This window comes from Azospirillum sp. UENF 111221 (assembly GCF_058780625.1).
Window position 1 is genome coordinate 250,923 of sequence record NZ_JBSNCH010000003.1, and the last position, 18,929, is coordinate 269,851.

Below are 18,929 nucleotides of genomic sequence, written 5' to 3' on the forward strand. Positions count from 1 at the left end.
GCGATACTGAATTTTGCGTTAAATCCAATACAAGCGCCAATGGAATATATGACTTTCGGACTGACGGAACGGATCTCTTGCGGTACTCCCCGCCTCCGGCCTTCGCTGTTCCGCCCCCTCGTCCGTTGTCAGGGGAAGGGACGGTGCGCGGAGGGCAGGGGGATGAAAGCGGGTGCGGGATCGGTGTTCAAATGGATCGGCTACGGCCTGCTGGGCCTCGTCGGTCTGGTCGTCGTCGGGGTCGGCGCGGTGGTGCTGCTGTTCGACTGGAACGACGCCCGCGGCTTTGTCGCCCGCCGCGCCTCGGCGGCGCTGAACCGCGAGGTCGCCATCGACGGCGACCTGCGGGTGCATCTCGGCAACCCGATCCGCATCCATCTGGAAGGGCTGCGCGTCGCCAATGCCGAGTGGGCGCAGGACAGGACGATGGCGGAGATCAGGGCGCTGGACGCCTCGCTGCGCCCGTGGCCACTGCTGCGCGGCAACTGGGAACTGCCGGAGCTGAAGGTCGAGGGGCCGAAGCTGATCCTGGAGAAGAACGGCAAGGGCGAGGCGAACTGGAACTTCGGCCCGCCCAACGCGGAGAAGGAGGTGGCGAAGGAGGCCGTGACCCCCGACAAGCGCGGCGACATTCCGGTGATCGGGCGGCTGCTGATCGCCGACGGCAGGATTCGCTACCGCGACCCCACCAGCGACATCGACATCGACAACACCATCAACACCGCCACCGGCGACAACGACAGCGACACCGTGCAGCTGAACGGCAAGGGCAACTTCGCCGGCAAGCCCTTCACCCTGGCGGTGGAGGGCGGCTCGCTGCTCACCCTGCGCGACGATCCCAAGCCCTATCCGCTGAAGATCGACGCCGCCGTCGGCAAGACCAAGGGCCGCATCGAAGGATCGGTGGCGGAGCCGGTGAAGCTGGAGGGCGTCGACCTGTCGGTGGCGCTCAGCGGCAACGATCTGGCGGAGATCTTCCCGATCCTCGGCATTCCGACGCCGAAGACCCGGCCCTATTCCATTTCCGGCCATTTGTCGCGCGAAGGCGGCCTGTGGGCCTTCCACGGCATGAACGGCAAGGTCGGCGAAAGCGATTTGTCCGGCGACCTGTCGGTCGACACCAACGGGGAGCGGCCGATGGTGAAGGCCGACCTCACCTCCAACCGGCTGGCGGCCCTGGATATGGCCGGCCTGATCGGCGCCTCGCCGCGCGGCAGCGACGACTACCCGACCCGCGGCAACGGCCGCGTCATCCCCGCCACCCCGGTGAATGTGGAGATGCTGCGCAACACCGACATGGATGTCCGCCTGCGCGGCAAGCGGGTGGAGGCGCCCTTCGCTCCGCTCCAGGATCTGGACATGCGGGTCAGGCTGGCCAACGGCGATTTGCATTTCGATCCGCTGTCGCTGGGCATCGGCGGCGGGCGGATCGCCGGCACGGTCCAGGTGGACGGCAGCCGCAAGGTGCCGGCGATGCGCACCAACCTGGACATCCGCGCGATGAAGCTGTCCAGCTTCTTCAGCGAGACCTCGCTTGCCGGCCAGATCGGCGGCACGGTGGCCGGGCGCATCCAGCTTGCCGGCTCCGGCAAGACGGTGGCCGACCTGCTGGGCAGCTCCGACGGCAAGATCGGCGTCGCGGTGGACGGCGGCCGCGTCACCAGCCTCGCGGTCAAGGGGCTGAAGACCAACATCCTGGAAACGCTGGGCGTGGTCATTTCCGGGTCGAAGCCGATGCCCTTCAACTGCCTGGTCGGCAACATGTCGGTGCGGAACGGCGTCGCCCAGGTCGAGGCGCTGGTGCTCGACACGCCGGAAACGCTGGTCACCGGCAAGGGGCAGATCAGCCTGCGCAACGAGGCGCTGGACCTGCGCATCGTCGGCAATTCGAAGTCGCCGCAGGTCTTCGCCACCCATGTCCCGGTGCTGGTCGGCGGCACGCTGGGCAACCCGGACATCGGCGTCGATCCCACCGAGTTCGGCGGCGCGGGGGGCTGCGGCGGTGGCGTTGGGCGTGCTGCTGACCCCGCTGGCCGGCGTGCTGCCCTTCCTTGACCCGGGCAGTGAGGAACAGCCACAGTGCGGCCGGCTGGTGCAGGATGCCCGGTCCCCCGACAAGGGGGCGGCGGCTTCAGGCAAGTCGGGCAATGGCCGCGGGGACGGAAAGGCGTCGGGTTCGGCGCGCTGACCGGACGCAAATCCGCGTTCCCCTGTCCGATCCGGCATCGGATCACAGGATAAGGACGCTGCCTTTCCCAATGACCATCGACCAGATGTTATCGTTCGGGATCATCGGCGCGGTGATCGCGCTGCTGATCTGGGACCGGCTGCGCTACGACCTTGTCGGGATGATCGCCCTGCTGGCCTCGGTCGCCGCCGGGATCGTGCCGGCGAAGGAGGCGTTCCAGGGCTTTTCCGACGACATCGTCATCATCGTCGGCTCGGCCCTGGTGGTCAGCGCCGCCGTCGGCCGCTCCGGCGTGGTGGAGGCGGCGATGCGCCCGCTGACCGCGCGGATGACCGGCGTCTGGACCCAGGTGGCGGTCCTGGCCGGGGCGGTGACGCTGCTGTCGGCCATCGTCAAGAACATCGGCGCGCTGGCCATCTTCATGCCCATCGCCCTGCAGGTCGCGCGGCGGAGCGGCACGCCGGTGTCGCTGCTGCTGATGCCGATGGCCTTCGGCTCGCTGCTGGGCGGGTTGATGACGCTGGTCGGCACCTCGCCCAACATCATCGTGTCGCGGGTGCGGGCGGAGATGACGGGCGAGCCCTTCCACATGTTCGATTTCACGCCCGTGGGGCTGGTGATCGCGGTGGTCGGCGTTGCCTTCCTGACGGTCGGCTACCGGCTGCTGCCGAAGGGGCGGGCGGCGGGGGCCGGCCCGGCCTTCAACATCGACGACTACACGGCGGAGGCGCTGCTGCCCGCCGGATCGCAGTTCGTCGGCCGCACGGTGGAGGAGCTGGAGTCCTTCGGCGAGAGCGAGGTGACCGTCGCCGCCATCGTGCGCGAGAATTACCGCCGCTATGTCCCGTCGGGCCATTGGGTGCTGTTCGCCGACGACATCCTGGTGCTGGAGGGCGACACCACGGCGCTGGGCGATCTGGTCAAGCGCGCCGGCCTCCGGATGATGCACGACAAGGGCCAGGAGGGGGTGGAGGACGAGGACGACGTCGCCGTGGTCGAGGCGGTGGTGGAGCAGCGCTCCGCCATGATCGGCCACAGCATCGAGGAGGTGAACCTGCGCGAGCGGTTCGGCGCCAACCTGGTGGCGCTCAGCCGGCGCGGCCGGCCGATCCGTCAGCGGCTGCGCCGCATCCGCCTGCAATCGGGCGATCTGGTGGTGCTGCAATGCCGGCAGGCCGCCGTCTCCGACACGCTGGCCGAGCTGGGCTGCCTGCCGCTGGCCGAGCGCAACCTCGCCATCGGCCGCACGCCGAAGCGCGCCGTGGCGGTGGCGGTGCTGGGGCTGACCGTCACGCTGGTCGCCACCGGGCTGGTGCCGGTCGCCATCGCCTTCTTCGGGGCGGCGGTGGCGATGACCGCCCTGAAGGTGGTCAGCCTGCGCGATGCCTACGAGGCCATCGAATGGCCGATCCTGGTGCTTCTGGGCTCCCTGATCCCGGTCAGCGAGACGCTGCGCACCACCGGCGGCACCGAGCTGATCGCCGGTTTCCTGTCGGACCTGTCGCAGGGCCTGCCGCCGGTGGGGGCGCTGGCGATGATCATGGTGGCGGCGATGGCGGTGACGCCCTTCCTGAACAACGCCGCGACGGTGCTGGTGATGGCGCCCATCGGCGCCAGCCTCGCCACCCATCTCGGGCTGCGGCCGGACGCCTTCCTGATGGCGGTGGCGATCGGGGCGGGCTGCGATTTCCTCACCCCCATCGGCCACCAGTGCAACACGCTGGTGATGGGCCCCGGCGGCTACCGCTTCGGCGATTACTGGCGGCTCGGCCTGCCGCTGTCGATCATGGTGGTGGTGTTCGGCACGACGGCCATCGCGATCTTCTGGCCGCTGGTGCCGCGCTGAGGGGCAGGCGCGCCGGAACACGTCCGTTCACGGGATCGTGTGTTCATGACAGGTTCCGTGTTCCCTCCGTCTGGTGTAGGCTTCCCGTCGGGGGCTGAAGCCTGACGGGAGGCGGGAATGTCGGTGTGGCGCCGCTATCTGGTGAAGGACGTGACCGGCCGGCTGGTCGATCTGCCGAGCCGCCTGCTCGACCGTGCCGACGACGGCACAGCACCGCTGCCGCATTTCGCCGGCCGTTGCGTGGAGATGGTGGCGGCGGTGATCGTCGGCGACCGCAAGGCCCAGGCCCGCGTCACCGAACTGGCCTTCACCAAGCTCTATTTCGACCAGATGGGCTATGTCGACGCCGCCAAGCGCGAGCGGATGATCCGCCTGATGCTGGAAAGCTGCGCCGACCGCCGTTGCCCGCCGCCGAGCCGGAGTGCCTCGCCGGACGGCTGCGCCCACCTGTCCCGCCGCGCCGTCGCCGCCCGCGACCAGCTGATCCGCGAATTCGGCTGGGAACCCAAGCCCGCCGAACGCGACGCCGCCCTCAGCCGCCTGGACCCGGCCCGCCTGCGCGCCGCGACGGTGGAGCCGACGCGCACGCTGCATTGAAAATCGGGGCATTAAGTCCAGCCCCTTTCCGGGGCGGGAGAAGACGCGCTCCCACACCTGCAAAGGGGAGGGGGGCCTTTTCGAGCCGCTCCCCCAGGCCCATATGCGGACGACCGCAAAGCTTGGAGCCTGTCGAACCGCAGATGAGTCCTCCCGATACCGCCCAGACGCTGTCTTTCGCGCGCGTGCGACAGCTGGCCCTGATCGGCGCCGGATGCACGATCATCCTGCTTGGCCTGCTGATCGCCCCCCTGCCCGGTCCCGGCGGCCTGCCGGTGATGCTGCTCGGCGGCGTGCTGGTGCTGCGCAACTCCGCCGACGCCCGCCGTCTGTTCGTGCGGGGCAAGCGCCGCTACCCCCGCATCTTCAGCCCGGTCGAACGCATCCGGCTGAAGTTGCGCAACCGCCGCCTGCGCAAGATCTACGGCGAGTAGGCCGCCGGCGCCTGCCGGGCGGGCGCTTGCCCCCCGGCAGGCGCCGGCAATGCCGTCAGGGAGCGGGCAGGGCCGGAACGCCGTCCTTCCACTGGTCCCAATGACCGACGATGTGGTCGACCATCCGCGACCCGACCAGTTCCACATTCTCCACCGTCTCGGCGAAGCCGCCGGCGGTCTCGCCCGGCTTCGGGTCGAGGTGCTGGAGCGTGGTCTCGTTCGGGTTGCCCTGGTCGAAATTGACCGCGCCGCGCAGGCTCATCACCCGGTCGGAGCCTTGCAGCCGCTTGATGACCAGCGTGATCGCCGCCGCCTCCATCTCGGTGATGACGTAGTCGTCGGCGCCATAGAGCTTGGCGATGTACTGCGCCTGGGCCGACATGCCGGGGCCGTGGAAGAAGGTGTCGCCCGTCATGTGGGTGCCGGTGCCCACAAAAGGAGCACGCTGCGCCGCTTCCTGCGGATAACGCTTGCGGTAGGCGCGGGCGGCGTCGCTGTCCTTCAGCGGCGTGTCGGCGGTCAGGCGCATCGCCCAGGACACCAGCGCCGGATTCATCGGGAACAGCCGCACCGCCTCGTAGCCCTTGCGCGGCATGAAGGTCGGCTCGCCCGCCTTGTTCTCCTCCGGCGCCCAGCGGTGGCCGAGGTCATAGTCGACCACCCAGGTCGCCCAGCTCACTTCGCCGATGGTGCCGCGCGACGGCGGGGTGCCGGCCACGCCGGTGACCATGAAATAGGCTTGCGACAGGTCGAGCTGCGGGTTCAGCAGGATCGCCTGCATCGAGGCCGACGAGCTGACCTTGCCCATGCCCAGCACCGATCCGCAGACGCCGTCGGCGTTGCAGTAGACCGGGTTCAACGCGCCCTTCACCGTGATCGGCTCGGCCGTCTGCCAATAGCGCTCGTACCAGTGCTGGAACTCGCCGGCGCGGTCGCCGGTGTTCTTGCCGATCTCGAACATCGAGCCGACGAACACCTTGACCTTGATCGGTTCCGCAGCCTGCGCGGAAGCGGCCAGCCCGAACAGGACCAGGGCCGGGACCAAAGCCGACAGGGCGGCACCGCGGCAGCGGGAAGAAAACGACATCGGAATTTCACTCCTTGGGACGGAAACTTACCTGAGTATGCAACAGCCATACCATGGCCGTCTCCATCGCTCGGTGGGAGTCCGAACGATTCCGTGATCAACCCGCAACCGTCAGCCCTGCGGAAGCGGGCACTGGACAGCATTGCCCCGCAGCGGCCATCTTGTGCGTCCGTTCGCATGAGGAGGTTTTGCGGTGAAGTCGGGCAACGCGCTGCTGTCCAGCTATGGCACCACCATTTTCGAGGTCATGTCCCGCCTGTCGGAGGAGCATGGCGCGATCAATCTGGGCCAGGGATTCCCCGACGACCGCGGGCCGGCCGACGTGCTGCAAGCCGCGGCCGATGCGCTGCTGACCGGGTGGAACCAGTACCCGTCGATGATGGGCACGCCCGACCTGCGTCAGGCGCTGGCCGCCCACGCCGGCCGCTTCTACGGGCTCGACGTCGACTGGAAGACCGAGACGATGGTCACGTCCGGCGCGACCGAGGCGCTGACCGCCTGCCTGCTCGGCCTGATCAATCCGGGCGACGAGGTGGTGCTGTTCCAGCCGATGTACGACAGCTACCTGCCCATCGTCCGGCTGGCCGGCGGCGTGCCGCGCTTCGTCTCGCTGAAGGCGCCGGACTGGAGCTTCAGCCGCGCCGACCTGGAGGCCGCCTTCTCTCCCCGCACCAAGCTGGTGCTGATCAACGATCCGCTGAACCCCGCCGCCAAGGTCTTCGACCGCGCCGAGTTGGAGCTGATCGCCGAGTTCGTGCAGCGCCACGACGCTCTGGCGGTCTGCGACGAGGTCTATGAGCACATCGTCTTCGACGGCCGCCGCCACATCCCGCTGATGAGCCTGCCGGGCATGCGCGACCGCTGCCTGAAGATCGGGTCGGCCGGCAAAACCTTCTCGCTGACCGGCTGGAAGGTCGGCTACGTCACCGCCGCCCCCCACCTGTTGCAGCCGGTCGCCAAGGCGCACCAGTTCCTGACCTTCACCACCCCGCCGAATCTCCAGACCGCCGTCGCCTACGGGCTGGGCAAGGAGGAGGCCTATTTCACCGGGCTCGCCGCCGGTCTCCAGGCCAAGCGCGACCGGCTGTCGGCAGGCCTCGCCTCGGTAGGGTTCGAGGTGTTGCCCAGCGCCGGCACCTATTTCGTCGCCGCCGACATCTCGCGTTTCGGCTTCGACGGCGACGACCAGGCCTTCTGCCGCTGGCTGGTGGCGGAGGCGAAGGTCGCCGCCATCCCCGTCAGCGCCTTCTTCGTGGAAAACGCGCCGACCAACGTCGTGCGCTTCTGCTTCTCAAAGAAGGATGAAGTGCTCGACACCGCCATCGACCGGCTGCGGCACCGCTTCGTGTCAAAATAGAAATCCACGGGCACAATTGGTAGGTGGACAAACAGTCAGGATATTTGACAAGTCTTAACAAATTGGCGCGATGATCGGCTCCACCCCCGCCGCATCGCGCCCGACGTTACAGATCGGCGCTGCGGACCGGATGCAGGGGGCGGTGGAACGGCGGAGCGCAGGGCATGCCACGTCTCCCGACCTTTCGTTTCCCCTTTGTCAGGGCGCTGTCCATCCGGAACGGCATCCTGATGGCAACCGCCCTGGCGCTGGCCGGGGTGTGGGCCGGCTATGCCCTGATGGCGTCCTCCATGCTGGACGGCCAGATACGGGAGGCCATCGTCAATGCCCAGACGACGGCACGCGCCTATGAGAGCAGCACCAGCCGCACCATGCACGACGTCGACACCACGCTGCGCTCCTTCGCCGAACGCTATGCCGAGGGCGGCTTGCCCCGCGCCCGCCGAATCATCGACGATGGACTCTACGACGCCGGCCTGATCCATCACTTCAGCGTCTTCGGTCCCGATGGCGCCCAGCTCTTCCGCAGCGAGGGAAAGGGGCCGCCCGAAGGGTTGGAGGACAGCGGCCTGATCGCCTATCACCAGGGGGAGGGGCGGTCGCTGATGAAGATCGGCCTGCCCTTCAATGGGTCGGCGACCGGGCAGCCGCTCTTACGCTTTTCCCGGCGGCTGGAGGATGCGGCGGGGGAATTCGCCGGCGTGGCGGTCGCCAATGTCGATCCCGATCACCTGTCCGATTTCTACCGGCAGGCCGACGTCGGCCGCAACGGGGTGGTCACGCTGGTCGGGCTCGACCGGGTCATCCGCGCCCGCGGCTCCAAGGACGGAAAGGATTCCGTCGGGCTCGACGGCTCCGGCTCCAATTTGTGGGTGGCATTGCAGCAGTCATTGAGCGGGGTTTTCTGGCAGGACAGCATCGCCGACGGCATCCGCCGCGCCTACGCCTACCGGCCGGTCGAGGGCTATCCGCTGATTCTCGTCGTCGGCATCGCGGTGAAGGACATCGACGCCGCTGTCGCCGGCTTCCGTGGGCAGATGCGGATCATCGCGGCGCTGCTCAGCGTCTCCATCCTGCTGGTCGCCGCCTTCCTGCTGGTCCAGCAGCGCAACGCCGAACGGCTGGCGGCGGCGCTGGCGGTCAACCGCGACTTCCTTGCCCGCGTCAGCCACGAGCTGCGCACGCCGCTGAACGCCATCCTCGGCTTTTCCGAGATCATCAAGGACCAGATGTTCGGGCCGGACGCCGGGGAGCGCTATGCCGATTATGCCAAGGACATCCATGCGTCCGGCCAGCATCTGCTGACCCTGATCGACGACATCCTCGACCTGTCGCGCCTGCAGGCCGGCAAGTTCGCCCTGCTGATGGAGGATGTCGACCCGGTCGCCGCCGCCGAATGGGCGCTCCGCATCGTCACCCCCCAGGCGGAGCAGAAGTCGATCCGGTTGGAGATCAACCGCCCGCTGTCGCCCACGCTGGTGCGCGCGGACGAGCGGGCGCTGAAGCAGATGCTGCTGAACCTGCTGGGCAATGCCCTGAAATTCACGCCCGAGAACGGGCGGGTGCTGGTCAGCGTCGCGCGCGGGGTGAATGGCCGCTGCGTCGTCCGCGTCACCGACAACGGCATCGGCATGACGGCGGAGGAGTTGCGGCAGGCCTCCATCCCCTTCGGCCAGACCTCCGCCCTCACCACCCAGCCCGGCCGCGGCACCGGCCTCGGCCTGCCCATCGTCAAGTCGCTGATCGAGGCGCATGGCGGCAGCCTCCGCATCGACAGCCGGCCGGGGCAGGGCAGCCAGGTCACGCTGGAATTCGCCGCCTGACCCTCGCGCCAGCACTCATTTCCGGCACGCGATCAAGGCGATCTTCGGGACGGCGCCGCAAAGCCATGGCGAAACCCCTGCCGCTTGGGCATACTCCGCGCCGGTTTTATCCAGGTCCGAGCCGACGCCAGGGCTGCCCCCGGCCGCGTGCCTTCGGATCCACCCGCGGAATTGGGGCCTGTCTATAATGTTGCGTGCGCTGGCGCGTGTCTGTGCCGTTCTTGCCGCGTGCTCCGGCACGCTCACCGTATCCCAGACCTTCGCCGCCGACCCGCCGGCCGAGCCGGTGCCCTTCGGCGTATCCAGCGTCGAAGTGGTGGCGGAGCGCGATACGCCACAGGCCTGCTTCACCTTCACCGACCGGCTGGAGCGGTCGCGCGCCGTCAACTACCGCGACTATGTCACGGTGGAGCCGTCGGTCGACGGCGCCGCCATCGCCCGCGACCGCACGCTCTGCGTCGAGGGGCTGCGCCACGGCGACAGCTACCGCGTCACGCTGAAGGACGGGCTGCCCGGCGCCGACGGCAAGCGCCTGCCGGCCGCCGACACCCGCGAGGTGCAGGTGCCCAACCGCAAGCCGTCGCTGGCCTTCCGCGGCGCCGGCTACATCCTGCCGCGCGTCGGCGCCGAAGGGCTGCCGCTGCGCTCGATCAACCTGGACCGGGCGAAGCTGCAGGTCCTGCGCATCGCCGACCGGGCGCTGGTCGAGAAGATCTATTTCGGCCGCATCACCCAGCAGATGACCGACTACGACATCGGCGAGATCCTGGACAAGTCGGGCCAGGAGGTCTGGCGCGGCGAGATGGGGATCGGCAACCAGCCGAACCGCACCGTCACCACCGCCTTCCCGATCGACGGCGTGCTGGGCAAGCTCGAGCCCGGCGTCTATGTCGCCATCGCCGGTGCCGACGAGATCAAGCCGGGCGGCTGGGACCGCAAGGCGACCCAATGGTTCGTCGTCTCCGACCTCGGCCTCAACACCATCCTCGGCGACGATTCGCTGGTGGTGTTCTCCCGCTCCGTCCAGACCGCGGCACCCGCCGCCGGGGTGGAGCTGCGTCTGGTCGCCCGTAACGGCACCGAACTGGGACGCCTCCAGACCGGCGAGGACGGGCTCGGCCGCTTCGACCTCGCCGCCTTGCGCGCCGCCGGGGCCGAGCCGGTCCAGGCGCTGTTCGCCGCGCGCGGCGACGGCGACTTCGCCGTTCTCGACCTGACCGCCGGCGGCGCCCCGCCTGCCGAGGCCCAGGACAAGCCGGTCGGCGTCGTCCGCCCGGCCGCCGGGGAACTCGACACCTATCTCTACACCGAGCGCGGCATCTACCGGCCGGGCGAGACGGTGCAGCTGACCGCCCTGCTGCGCGATGCCGACCTCAACCCGCCGCCGGCCGGCAAGCAGCTGACCATCCGCGTCCTGCGCCCCGACGGGCTGGAGGTGGAGCGGCGCAGCCTGGCCGACAGCGGGGCCGGCGGCTATGCCACCCGCATCGACCTGCCGATGAACGCCTATCCCGGCAACTGGGTCGTCACCGCCCATGCCGAGCCGGACGGCCCGGCCATCGGCCGTGTGGAGTTCCTGCTGGAGGATTTCGTGCCGCCGCGGCTGGACGTGGCGCTCGCCTCCCCGACGACGGAGCTGGCCTCCGACGGCGAGGCCGACATCGCGCTCGACAGCCATTATCTGTACGGCGCGCCGGCTTCCGGCCTGCCGGGCGAGCTGACGGTGACGCTGCGCGCCGCCGCCAACCCCTATCCCAGCCTGCCGGGCTATCATTTCGGCCTGGTTCAGGAAGAGGTGAAGCCGGCCCGCGCCGACCTGCCGGGCTTCATCACCGATTCCAACGGTTCCGCCCGCCTGAAGGTCAAGCTGCCGCGTCCGCCCGACAGCACCCGCCCGCTGGAGGCGGTGGTGCGCGCCACCCTGTTCGACATCGGCGGCCGCCCGGTCGGCCGCGATTTCGTGCTGCCGGTGCGCCACCAGCCCTTCGCCGTCGGTATCAAGCCGCGCTTCGAAGGCGACGGCGTGCCGGAGGGGGCCACCGCCGGCTTCGACGTGATCGCCGTCGGCCCCGACGGCAAGCCGACCGACCGCGCCGACCTCTCCTACGAGCTGTTCGAGGAGGAGTACGATTATGCGTGGTACGAGGCCAACGGCCGCTGGGACTACAAGGTCACGGTGAAGGACCAGCGGGTGACCGGCGGGTCGCTGTCGGCCCAGGCCGCCGCCCCGGCCTCGGTGGAGACCCCGGTCGCCGCCGGCCGCTACCGGCTGGAGGTGTTCGATCCCAAGACCGGCGTCGCCAGCAGCTTCCGCTTCGCCGCCGGCTGGTGGATGACTCCGACCGCCGGCGAACGGCCGGACGCGGTCGACGTCTCGGTGATGATGCCGGCCTACCGCTCCGGCGAAACCGCCTGGGTCTTCGTCAAGCCGCCCTATGACAGCCAGGTGCTGGTGGCGGTTGCCGATCGCGGCGTCAGCTATGCCGTCACCCGCGCCATCGGTCCGCAGGGCGCCTTCCTGGAAATCCCGGTCGGGCAGGGCTGGACCAGCGGTGCCCATGTGCTGGCGACCGCCTTCGCCACCTCCGACCCGCAGTCGAAGAAGCCGCCGCGCCGCGCCGTCGGCCTCGCCTGGCTGGCGATGGACAAGGCCCCGCGCACGCTGGACGTCCGCCTCTCCGCCCCGGCGGAGACGGAGCCGCGCCGCGCCATGACCGCCGACATCGCGGTGGAGGGCGTCGCCGAGGGCAAGCAGGCCTTCGTCACGCTGGCCGCCGTCGACGAATCGGTGATGCAGCTGACCGACCAGCCCTCGCCCGATCCGGCCCGCCATTACCTGCGCAAGCGCCCGCTGACCGTGGAGCTGCGCGATTCCTACGGCCGCCTGATCGATCCGGCCAGCCTGGACGCCGCCCGGCCGCCGGTGCAGCCGACGCCGCGCCTGCGCCAGATCTCCGGGATGGTTCCGCCCAAATCGGAACGGGTGGTCTCGCTCTATTCCGGCATCCTGACCGTCGGCGCCGGCGGCAAGCTTTCGGTTCCCCTCGATCTGCCCGATTTCCAGGGGCGCCTGCGCCTGATGGCGGTGGCCTGGAGCGAGGGGCGGATCGGCCAGGCCGAAAGCCAGATGCTGGTGCGCGACCCGGTGGTTGCCGACGCGGTGCTGCCGCGCTTCCTCGCCCCCGGCGATACGGCGCAGGTCCTGCTGTCGCTCGACAACCTGAACGGCCCGTCCGGCGACTACCGCATGACCCTGACCGCCGAGGGCGCCGTCTCCATCGTCCGGACGGAGTCCAGCGGTGAGGCGGCCGGCGAATCGGGCAACGAGCTGGCCGTGCCGAAGCTGGCGCGCGGCAAGCGGGCGACCGCCGGCCGTGTGCTGACCGCCACCGCCGTCGGGGCCGGCCATGTCACGCTGGACGTCACCGGTCCCGACGGCGTGCGCGTCACCCGCCGTTGGGATGTGACGGTGCGTCCGGCCACGCCGCCGGTGTCGCGCCGCAACGTTGCCGCCCTGCCGACCGACAAGGGCCTGACCGTTCCCGCCGACATCGCCGCCGGCCTGCGGCCGGAAACCGTCGCGGTCGGTGCGGAGATCGCGCCGCTGCCGGACCTGGACGTGCCGGGCCTGCTCTTCGCGCTCGACCGTGCCGCCGCGGGCGGAGCGGAGCAGACCGCCAGCCGCATCCTGCCGCTGCTGTCGCTGAGCGACGTCGCCGCCGGCCTCGGCATCGCGCCGGAGGACCGCATCAAGGCGCGTGTCCAGCGCAGCGTCGACCGGCTGCTGACCTTCCAGCGCATCGACGGAGCCTTCGCCCCCTGGTCGCCGAAGGGCGATCTCGATCCCTGGCTGACCGCCTATGCGGTGGATGTGCTGGGCCGGGCCAAGGCGGCGGGCTACCGCATTCCCGACCAGCCCTACCGCAAGGGTCTGGACTGGCTGAAGCAGGCCATCGACAACGCCTGGGTCGAGACCGCCGACCTGCCGGGCCGCGCCTATGCACTCCATGTGCTGGCACGCGCCAAGATGATCGACGCCGGTGCGGTGCGGTACTTCCGCGAGAACTATTGGGACCGGCTGCCGACCGACTTCGCCCGGGCGCAGATCGCCGCGGCGGCCGCCGTGCTCGGCGACCAGCCGGGTGCTGCCGAAGCCTTTTCCAAGCTGTCCGGCGCCCGCATGGTCACATCCAGCCTGCGCGACCACGGCTCCTCCCTGCGCGACGAGGCCGGTGTCGTCTTCCTGATGGCGGAGAGCGGTGCCGTGGAGCGCGACCGCATCTTCCAGGCCGCCGAGCGTGTGGCGAAGACCTTCGCCGCCGTCCGCACCACCAACCTGCAGGAGCAGGCCTGGCTGCTGCTGGCGTCCAAGGCGCTGATCGACCGGGCGGCTCCGATGAAGCTCGCCATCGGCGACCAGACGGTGGAGAACGCCAAGCCGCAGATCCTGGCCGTCGATCCCGCCGCCCCGCCCGCCATCCGCAATCTGGGCGGCGAGGTCAGGCAGATCCTGTCGGTGACGGGCGTGCCAGACCAGCCGGCCGGCGCTGAGGAGCAGGGGATGACCATCCGCCGCCGCCTGTTCGACATGGCCGGCCGTCCGGTCGATCCGGCCGGCATCCGCCACAACGACCTGCTGGTGGTGATCCTGGAGGGCGAGGTCGGCGACCCGCTCGACCATTCGGTGCTGGTCAGCGATCCGCTGCCGGCCGGCTTCGAGATCGAGAATGTCCGGCTCGCCAACAGCGGCCAGCTCGGCAAGCTGTCCTGGCTGGGCGAGCTGTCGTCGGCCCGCAATGTCGAGTTCCGCGAGGACCGCTTCCTGGCCGCCGTCGACCTGCCGAAGGCGGCCCCCCGCTTCCGGCTGGTCTATCTGGTCCGCGCCGTCACCCCCGGCGACTTCGCGGCCCCCGGCGCCCAAGTGCAGGATCTCCAGCGTCCCCACCTGTCCGCCCGCACCGCCGCCTCCCGGCTGCGCGTGCTGCCGGAGTAAAGCAGGCACAAGCGGAGGGGGCGCCGGCACCGGCGCCCCCAACCGAGTTGACGACGTCTAAAGGTAGCTCTGTTCGCCCCGGTGGCTCTCCCGCCGCCGGGCGAGGAGGGTCAGGCCCGCCACCACCACGGCGAATGCCAGGGTCAGCATCAGGTAGAAGGCCAATGCGAGGCCGACGGTCATGGTGCCGATCAGCACCATGGCCAGTATCCAGACGCCCAACGATACGATGGCGCGCGCCGACATGGGTTGTCTCCTGTCCCCTGTCCTGATCCGCCCGAAAACTTCAAAACCCGCCCTGAACCCGTCACGGCCTTGCGGCCGTCTGTTATTCGCCGCCCCCGCTTCCCACATCCGAGTGTGGGCAACGGCGAGGAGGCGTGCATTCACCGCGAAGCCTGCCACAGCCGCCGTCATCGGCGGGGCGTGGCATCCTGTCACTGTGCGGGCGCGCCGCACCCGTTAGGGACTGAACTGTCGCCGTCCCAAGGCGCCGATCCGTGCCTCCGGCCTGCTGGCCTGCCAACTGGTTGGCATGGTCAACAAGTCTGTTGACAGCAAGCGGCATCGACCTTACCTTTACGTAAACGTCAAGGAAGGGAGCAGGCGGAGTGGATCGGCTTTCGTTCGGCAACGGCGCGATGGAGACGGGGGAGGGTGACGGCGATGGCTGCCTGTCCGGCCCCAGGCTCGCCATCGGCGAACTGGCCGGGGAGTTCGGTCTGACCCACCGCACCATCCGCCATTACGAGGATGAAGGGCTGCTGTCGCCGGAGCGGATCGGCACCGCCCCTGGGGGCACCCGTGTCTACGGCCACCGCGACCGCGCCCGGCTGGCGCTGATCTGCCGGGGCAAGCGGCTGGGCTTCAGCTTGGCCGAGATCAAGGATTTCCTGAACCTCTACGACACCGACGACGCCCAGATCGAACAGATGCGCTACATGCGCTCCATCGCGCGCCGCCGGATTTCCGCACTTGAACAGCAGCTTGCCGACGTCGAACAGACGCTGGCGGAGTTGTGCACCATCGACACCCAGATCTCCGAGCATCTCAGCCGCAACGGCATCACGGAGACGCAGGACATGGAGGAGAAGCACTCATGAAGTCGGTCGTCATCGCCGGTTATGCCCGTTCGCCCTTCGCCTTCGCCCACAAGGGCGAGCTGACCAAGGTCCGCCCCGACGATCTGCTGGCCCGCGTCATCGCGGCGCTGGTCGAGCGCACCGGCCTGAAGACCGAGGACGTCGAGGACGTCATCGTCGGCTGCTCCTTTCCTGAGGGCGAGCAGGGGCTGAACGTCGCCCGCAGCATCTCCTTCCTGGCCAAGCTGCCGCAGACCGCGGCGGCCACCACGGTGAACCGCTATTGCGGCTCCTCCATGCAGTCGATCCACCAAGCGGCAGGCGCCATCCAGATGGGCGCCGGCGAGGTCTTCGTCTGCGGCGGCGTCGAATTCGATGACCCGCGTGCCGATCATGGGCTTCAACCCGATGCCGAACCCGGCGCTGAAGGAGTCCTATCCGGAAGCCTACTGTTCGATGGGCATCACAGCGGAGAATGTCGCCCGCAAATACGCCATCTCCCGCGCCGAGCAGGAGGCGCTCGCCGTCGCCTCCCACGCCAAGGCCGCGGAGGCGCAAGCCGCCGGTCGCCTGGCCGATGAGATCGTCGGCATCCAGACCCCGGCCGGTCTGGTCGACAAGGACGGCTGCATCCGTCCCGGCACCAACGCCGACAGCCTGGCGGGCCTGAAGCCGGCCTTCACCGCCGACGGCACCGTGACCGCCGGCACCTCCTCGCCGCTGACCGACGGCGCGTCGGTCGTGCTGGTGACGACGGAGGAGTATGCCCGCGCCCACGGCCTGCCGATCCTGGCGAAGATCCGCTCGGTCGCCGTCGCCGGCTGCGCGCCGGAACTGATGGGGCTGGGTCCGGTCCCGGCCACCCGCAAGGCGCTGGCCCGTGCCGGCCTGTCGATCAACGACATCGACATCATCGAGATCAACGAGGCCTTCTCGTCCCAGGCCATCGCCTGCATGCGCGACCTCGACATCGACCCGTCCCGCATCAACCCGGACGGCGGCGCGCTGGCGCTCGGCCACCCGCTGGGGGCCACCGGCGCCCGCATCACCGGCAAGGCCGCGGCCCTGTTGAAGCGCGAGGGCAAGCAGTTCGCGCTGGCGACCCAGTGCATCGGCGGCGGCCAGGGCATCGCCACCATCCTGGAAGCGGTCTGACGAACGGGATCGGGGAGGAAACGACCATGAAGATCGAACGCGCCGCCGTGATCGGTGCGGGCGTGATGGGTGCCGGCATTGCCGCCCATTTCGCCAACGCCGGCATCCCCTGCGTCCTGCTCGACATCCCGGCGAAGGAGGGCGACCGCAGCGCCATCGCCAAGGGTGCAGTGGCAAAGATGCTGAAGACCGATCCGGCCCCCTTCATGCATCCCAAGAACGCCAGGCTGATCACGCCCGGCAATCTTGAGGATGACCTGACCCTGCTGGCCGACGTCGACTGGATCGTCGAGGCCATCGTCGAGAACCCGGCGATCAAGGCCGACCTCTATAAGCGCATCGACCCGGTGCGCAAGGCGGGCTCGGTGGTGTCGTCCAACACCTCCACCATTCCGCTGGCGGTGCTGACGGAGGGGCAGAGCGAGCAGTTCGCCAAGGACTTCCTGATCACCCACTTCTTCAACCCGCCGCGCTACATGCGGCTGCTGGAGATCGTCGGCGGCGCCGACACCCGCGCCGATGCGCTGGCCGCCATCGCCGACGTCTGCGACCGCCGGCTCGGCAAGGGCGTCGTCCATTGCAAGGACACGCCGGGTTTCATCGCCAACCGCATCGGCGTCTTCTGGATCCAGGCGGCGGTGAATGCCGCGGTCGATCTGGGGCTGACGGTGGAGGAGGCGGACGCCGTCGGCGGCCGTCCGATGGGCATCCCCAAGACCGGCGTCTTCGGCCTGATGGATCTGGTCGGGCTCGACCTGATGCCGCACATCGCCAAGAGCATGTCGGCCACCCTGCCGGCGAACGACGCCTATCGCGGCCAGATGCGCGAGCACCCGGTCATCACGAAGATGATCGCGGAGGGTTATACCGGCCGCAAGGGCAAGGGCGGCTTCTACCGCATCAACAAGGCCGGCGGCGGCAAGGTGAAGGAGTTGGTCGACCTCCGGACCGGCGAGTACGCTCCGTCGGAGAAGGCACGGCTGGACAGCGTGTCCTCCGCAGGCCGCGACCTGCGCAAGCTGTGCGAGCACCCCGACAAGGGTGGCCTCTTCGCCCGCCGCGTCCTGGCCCAGACTCTGGCCTATGCCGCCAGCCTGGTGCCGGAGATCGCCGACAGCATCGTCGCCGTCGATGAGGGCATGCGGCTCGGCTACAACTGGAAGCAGGGCCCGTTCGAGCTGATCGACCGGCTGGGCACCGACTGGTTCGCCGAGCTGTGCCGCTCGGAAGGCATTCCGGTCCCGGCGCTGGTCGAGACCGCCGCCGGCCGTCCCTTCTACCGGGTGGAGGGCGGCAAGCTCCAGCACCTGACCACGGCCGGCGTCTATGACACGGTGGTGCGCCCGGACGGCGTGCTGCTGCTGTCCGACATCAAGCGCGCCGCCGGCAAGCCGGTGTGGAAGAACGGCTCGGCCAGCCTGTGGGACATCGGCGACGGCGTGCTGTGCGTCGAGTTCACCAGCAAGATGAACGCCGTCGATGCCGACATCATGGCCGCCTACGAGAAGGCGATGCGCCTGATCGGCGACGGGAAGGGCGACTGGAAGGCGCTGGTCATCCACAACGAGGCCGACAATTTCTCGGTCGGCGCCAATCTGGGCCTCGCCCTGTTCGCGCTGAACATCGGCCTGTGGCCGCAGATCGAGGAAATGGTGGAGGGCGGCCAGCGCACCTACCGCGCGCTGAAATACGCGCCCTTCCCGGTGGTGGCGGCCCCCAGCGGCATGGCATTGGGCGGCGGCTGCGAGATCCTGCTGCATTCCGACCATGTCCAGGCCCATGCCGAGACCTATGTCGGCCTCGTCGAGGTCGGCGTCGGGCTGATCCCGGCCTGGGGCGGCTGCACCGAGATGCTGGCCCGTCATCAGGCCAACCCGAAGGCGCCGCGCGGACCGATGCCCGGCATCGCCAAGGCCTTCGAGATCATCAGCACCGCCACCGTCGCCAAGTCGGCGGCCGAGGCCAAGGAACTGCTGTATTTCCGCGCCACCGACGGCATCACCATGAACCGCGACCGGCTGCTGGCCGACGCCAAGGCCAAGGCGCTGGAACTGGCGGCGGACTACACCGCGCCGGAGAAGACCACCAGCTACGTCCTGCCCGGCCCCAGTGCCAAGGCGGCGATGGAGCTGGCGGTGGAAGGCTTCGCCCTGCAGGGCAAGGTCACGCCGCACGACAAGGTGGTTTGCGCCGCCCTGGCCGAGGTGCTGAGCGGCGGCGAGGAGGCCGACATCTCCAAGCCGGTCGGCGAGGACCACATCCTGCGGCTGGAGCGCGAGGCGTTCATGGGTCTGGTGCGCACCGGCGGCACCATCGACCGGATCGAGCACATGCTGCTCACCGGCAAGCCGCTGCGGAACTGAGGGG

At 69.4% G+C, this 18,929-nt stretch carries 11 protein-coding genes and 1 pseudogene; 10 read left to right on the forward strand and 2 right to left on the reverse strand.

What is annotated here, in order from left to right; translation table 11 throughout:
• Positions 1-162 precede the first annotated feature (162 nt).
• The 4 genes from ACWPN3_RS09615 (at position 163) to ACWPN3_RS09630 (ending at position 5,065) form a co-directional block, all read left to right on the forward strand.
• Positions 163-2,055, forward strand: a complete 1,893-nt coding sequence (locus tag ACWPN3_RS09615; protein WP_492261300.1) for an AsmA family protein — start codon at positions 163-165, stop codon at positions 2,053-2,055.
• 203 nt (positions 2,056-2,258) lie between these two features.
• Entirely contained in the window at positions 2,259-4,034 is a 1,776-nt protein-coding gene (locus tag ACWPN3_RS09620) for an SLC13 family permease (RefSeq protein WP_109450944.1), read from the forward strand.
• A gap of 117 nt (positions 4,035-4,151) precedes the next feature.
• Positions 4,152-4,631: a hypothetical protein gene (locus tag ACWPN3_RS09625; protein ID WP_492243117.1), complete on the forward strand. Its 480-nt coding sequence runs from the start codon at positions 4,152-4,154 to the stop codon at positions 4,629-4,631.
• 143 nt (positions 4,632-4,774) lie between these two features.
• On the forward strand, positions 4,775-5,065 hold the full coding sequence (locus tag ACWPN3_RS09630) for a hypothetical protein (RefSeq protein ID WP_174469996.1): 291 nt from the start codon (positions 4,775-4,777) through the stop codon (positions 5,063-5,065).
• A gap of 55 nt (positions 5,066-5,120) precedes the next feature.
• On the opposite strand, the gene ACWPN3_RS09635 is transcribed toward ACWPN3_RS09630, so the two are convergent.
• Complete coding sequence (locus ACWPN3_RS09635; RefSeq protein WP_109450949.1) at positions 5,121-6,152, reverse strand: purine-nucleoside phosphorylase; 1,032 nt, start codon at positions 6,150-6,152, stop codon at positions 5,121-5,123.
• Between the two features lie 193 nt (positions 6,153-6,345).
• On the opposite strand from ACWPN3_RS09635, the gene ACWPN3_RS09640 reads away from it, so the two are divergent.
• From ACWPN3_RS09640 to ACWPN3_RS09650, 3 genes are all read left to right on the forward strand, one after another.
• Positions 6,346-7,509 (forward strand): aminotransferase, encoded by a 1,164-nt coding sequence (locus ACWPN3_RS09640; protein WP_109450950.1) that lies wholly within the window; start codon positions 6,346-6,348, stop codon positions 7,507-7,509.
• Positions 7,510-7,739: 230 nt separating this feature from the next.
• The gene (locus ACWPN3_RS09645) at positions 7,740-9,332 is read left to right on the forward strand and encodes a sensor histidine kinase (RefSeq protein WP_492243118.1); all 1,593 of its coding nucleotides are present in this window, start codon (positions 7,740-7,742) and stop codon (positions 9,330-9,332) included.
• Positions 9,333-9,519: 187 nt separating this feature from the next.
• Positions 9,520-14,325: an alpha-2-macroglobulin family protein gene (locus tag ACWPN3_RS09650; RefSeq protein WP_492261301.1), complete on the forward strand. Its 4,806-nt coding sequence runs from the start codon at positions 9,520-9,522 to the stop codon at positions 14,323-14,325.
• Positions 14,326-14,382: 57 nt separating this feature from the next.
• Here the strand turns inward: ACWPN3_RS09650 and ACWPN3_RS09655 are convergent, their stop codons facing one another.
• Positions 14,383-14,571, reverse strand: coding sequence for a hypothetical protein (locus ACWPN3_RS09655; protein ID WP_109450953.1), 189 nt, complete (start codon positions 14,569-14,571; stop codon positions 14,383-14,385).
• 395 nt (positions 14,572-14,966) lie between these two features.
• Here ACWPN3_RS09655 and ACWPN3_RS09660 point away from each other — a divergent pair, with 395 nt between their 5' ends.
• From ACWPN3_RS09660 to ACWPN3_RS09670, 3 genes and pseudogenes are all read left to right on the forward strand, one after another.
• Complete coding sequence (locus ACWPN3_RS09660) at positions 14,967-15,428, forward strand: MerR family transcriptional regulator (protein WP_492243195.1); 462 nt, start codon at positions 14,967-14,969, stop codon at positions 15,426-15,428.
• A pseudogene (locus tag ACWPN3_RS09665) lies at positions 15,425-16,562 on the forward strand (thiolase family protein). The gene ACWPN3_RS09660 and the pseudogene ACWPN3_RS09665 overlap by 4 nt, the downstream one beginning before the upstream one ends.
• A gap of 26 nt (positions 16,563-16,588) precedes the next feature.
• On the forward strand, positions 16,589-18,925 hold the full coding sequence (locus tag ACWPN3_RS09670) for a 3-hydroxyacyl-CoA dehydrogenase/enoyl-CoA hydratase family protein (RefSeq protein ID WP_492261302.1): 2,337 nt from the start codon (positions 16,589-16,591) through the stop codon (positions 18,923-18,925).
• The last annotated feature ends 4 nt before the right edge of the window (positions 18,926-18,929 follow it).

What these genes read in the sequence shown, in the direction of transcription:
- ACWPN3_RS09615 (WP_492261300.1), top strand. Translation starts at nt 163, where the DNA reads ATGAAAGCGGGTGCGGGATCGGTGTTCAAATGGATCGGCTACGGCCTG.
- ACWPN3_RS09620 (WP_109450944.1), top strand. Translation starts at nt 2,259, where the DNA reads ATGACCATCGACCAGATGTTATCGTTCGGGATCATCGGCGCGGTGATC.
- ACWPN3_RS09625 (WP_492243117.1), top strand. Translation starts at nt 4,152, where the DNA reads ATGTCGGTGTGGCGCCGCTATCTGGTGAAGGACGTGACCGGCCGGCTG.
- ACWPN3_RS09630 (WP_174469996.1), top strand. Translation starts at nt 4,775, where the DNA reads ATGAGTCCTCCCGATACCGCCCAGACGCTGTCTTTCGCGCGCGTGCGA.
- ACWPN3_RS09635 (WP_109450949.1), bottom strand. Translation starts at nt 6,152, where the DNA reads ATGTCGTTTTCTTCCCGCTGCCGCGGTGCCGCCCTGTCGGCTTTGGTC.
- ACWPN3_RS09645 (WP_492243118.1), top strand. Translation starts at nt 7,740, where the DNA reads ATGGCAACCGCCCTGGCGCTGGCCGGGGTGTGGGCCGGCTATGCCCTG.
- ACWPN3_RS09650 (WP_492261301.1), top strand. Translation starts at nt 9,520, where the DNA reads ATGTTGCGTGCGCTGGCGCGTGTCTGTGCCGTTCTTGCCGCGTGCTCC.
- ACWPN3_RS09655 (WP_109450953.1), bottom strand. Translation starts at nt 14,571, where the DNA reads ATGTCGGCGCGCGCCATCGTATCGTTGGGCGTCTGGATACTGGCCATG.
- ACWPN3_RS09660 (WP_492243195.1), top strand. Translation starts at nt 14,967, where the DNA reads ATGGAGACGGGGGAGGGTGACGGCGATGGCTGCCTGTCCGGCCCCAGG.
- ACWPN3_RS09670 (WP_492261302.1), top strand. Translation starts at nt 16,589, where the DNA reads ATGAAGATCGAACGCGCCGCCGTGATCGGTGCGGGCGTGATGGGTGCC.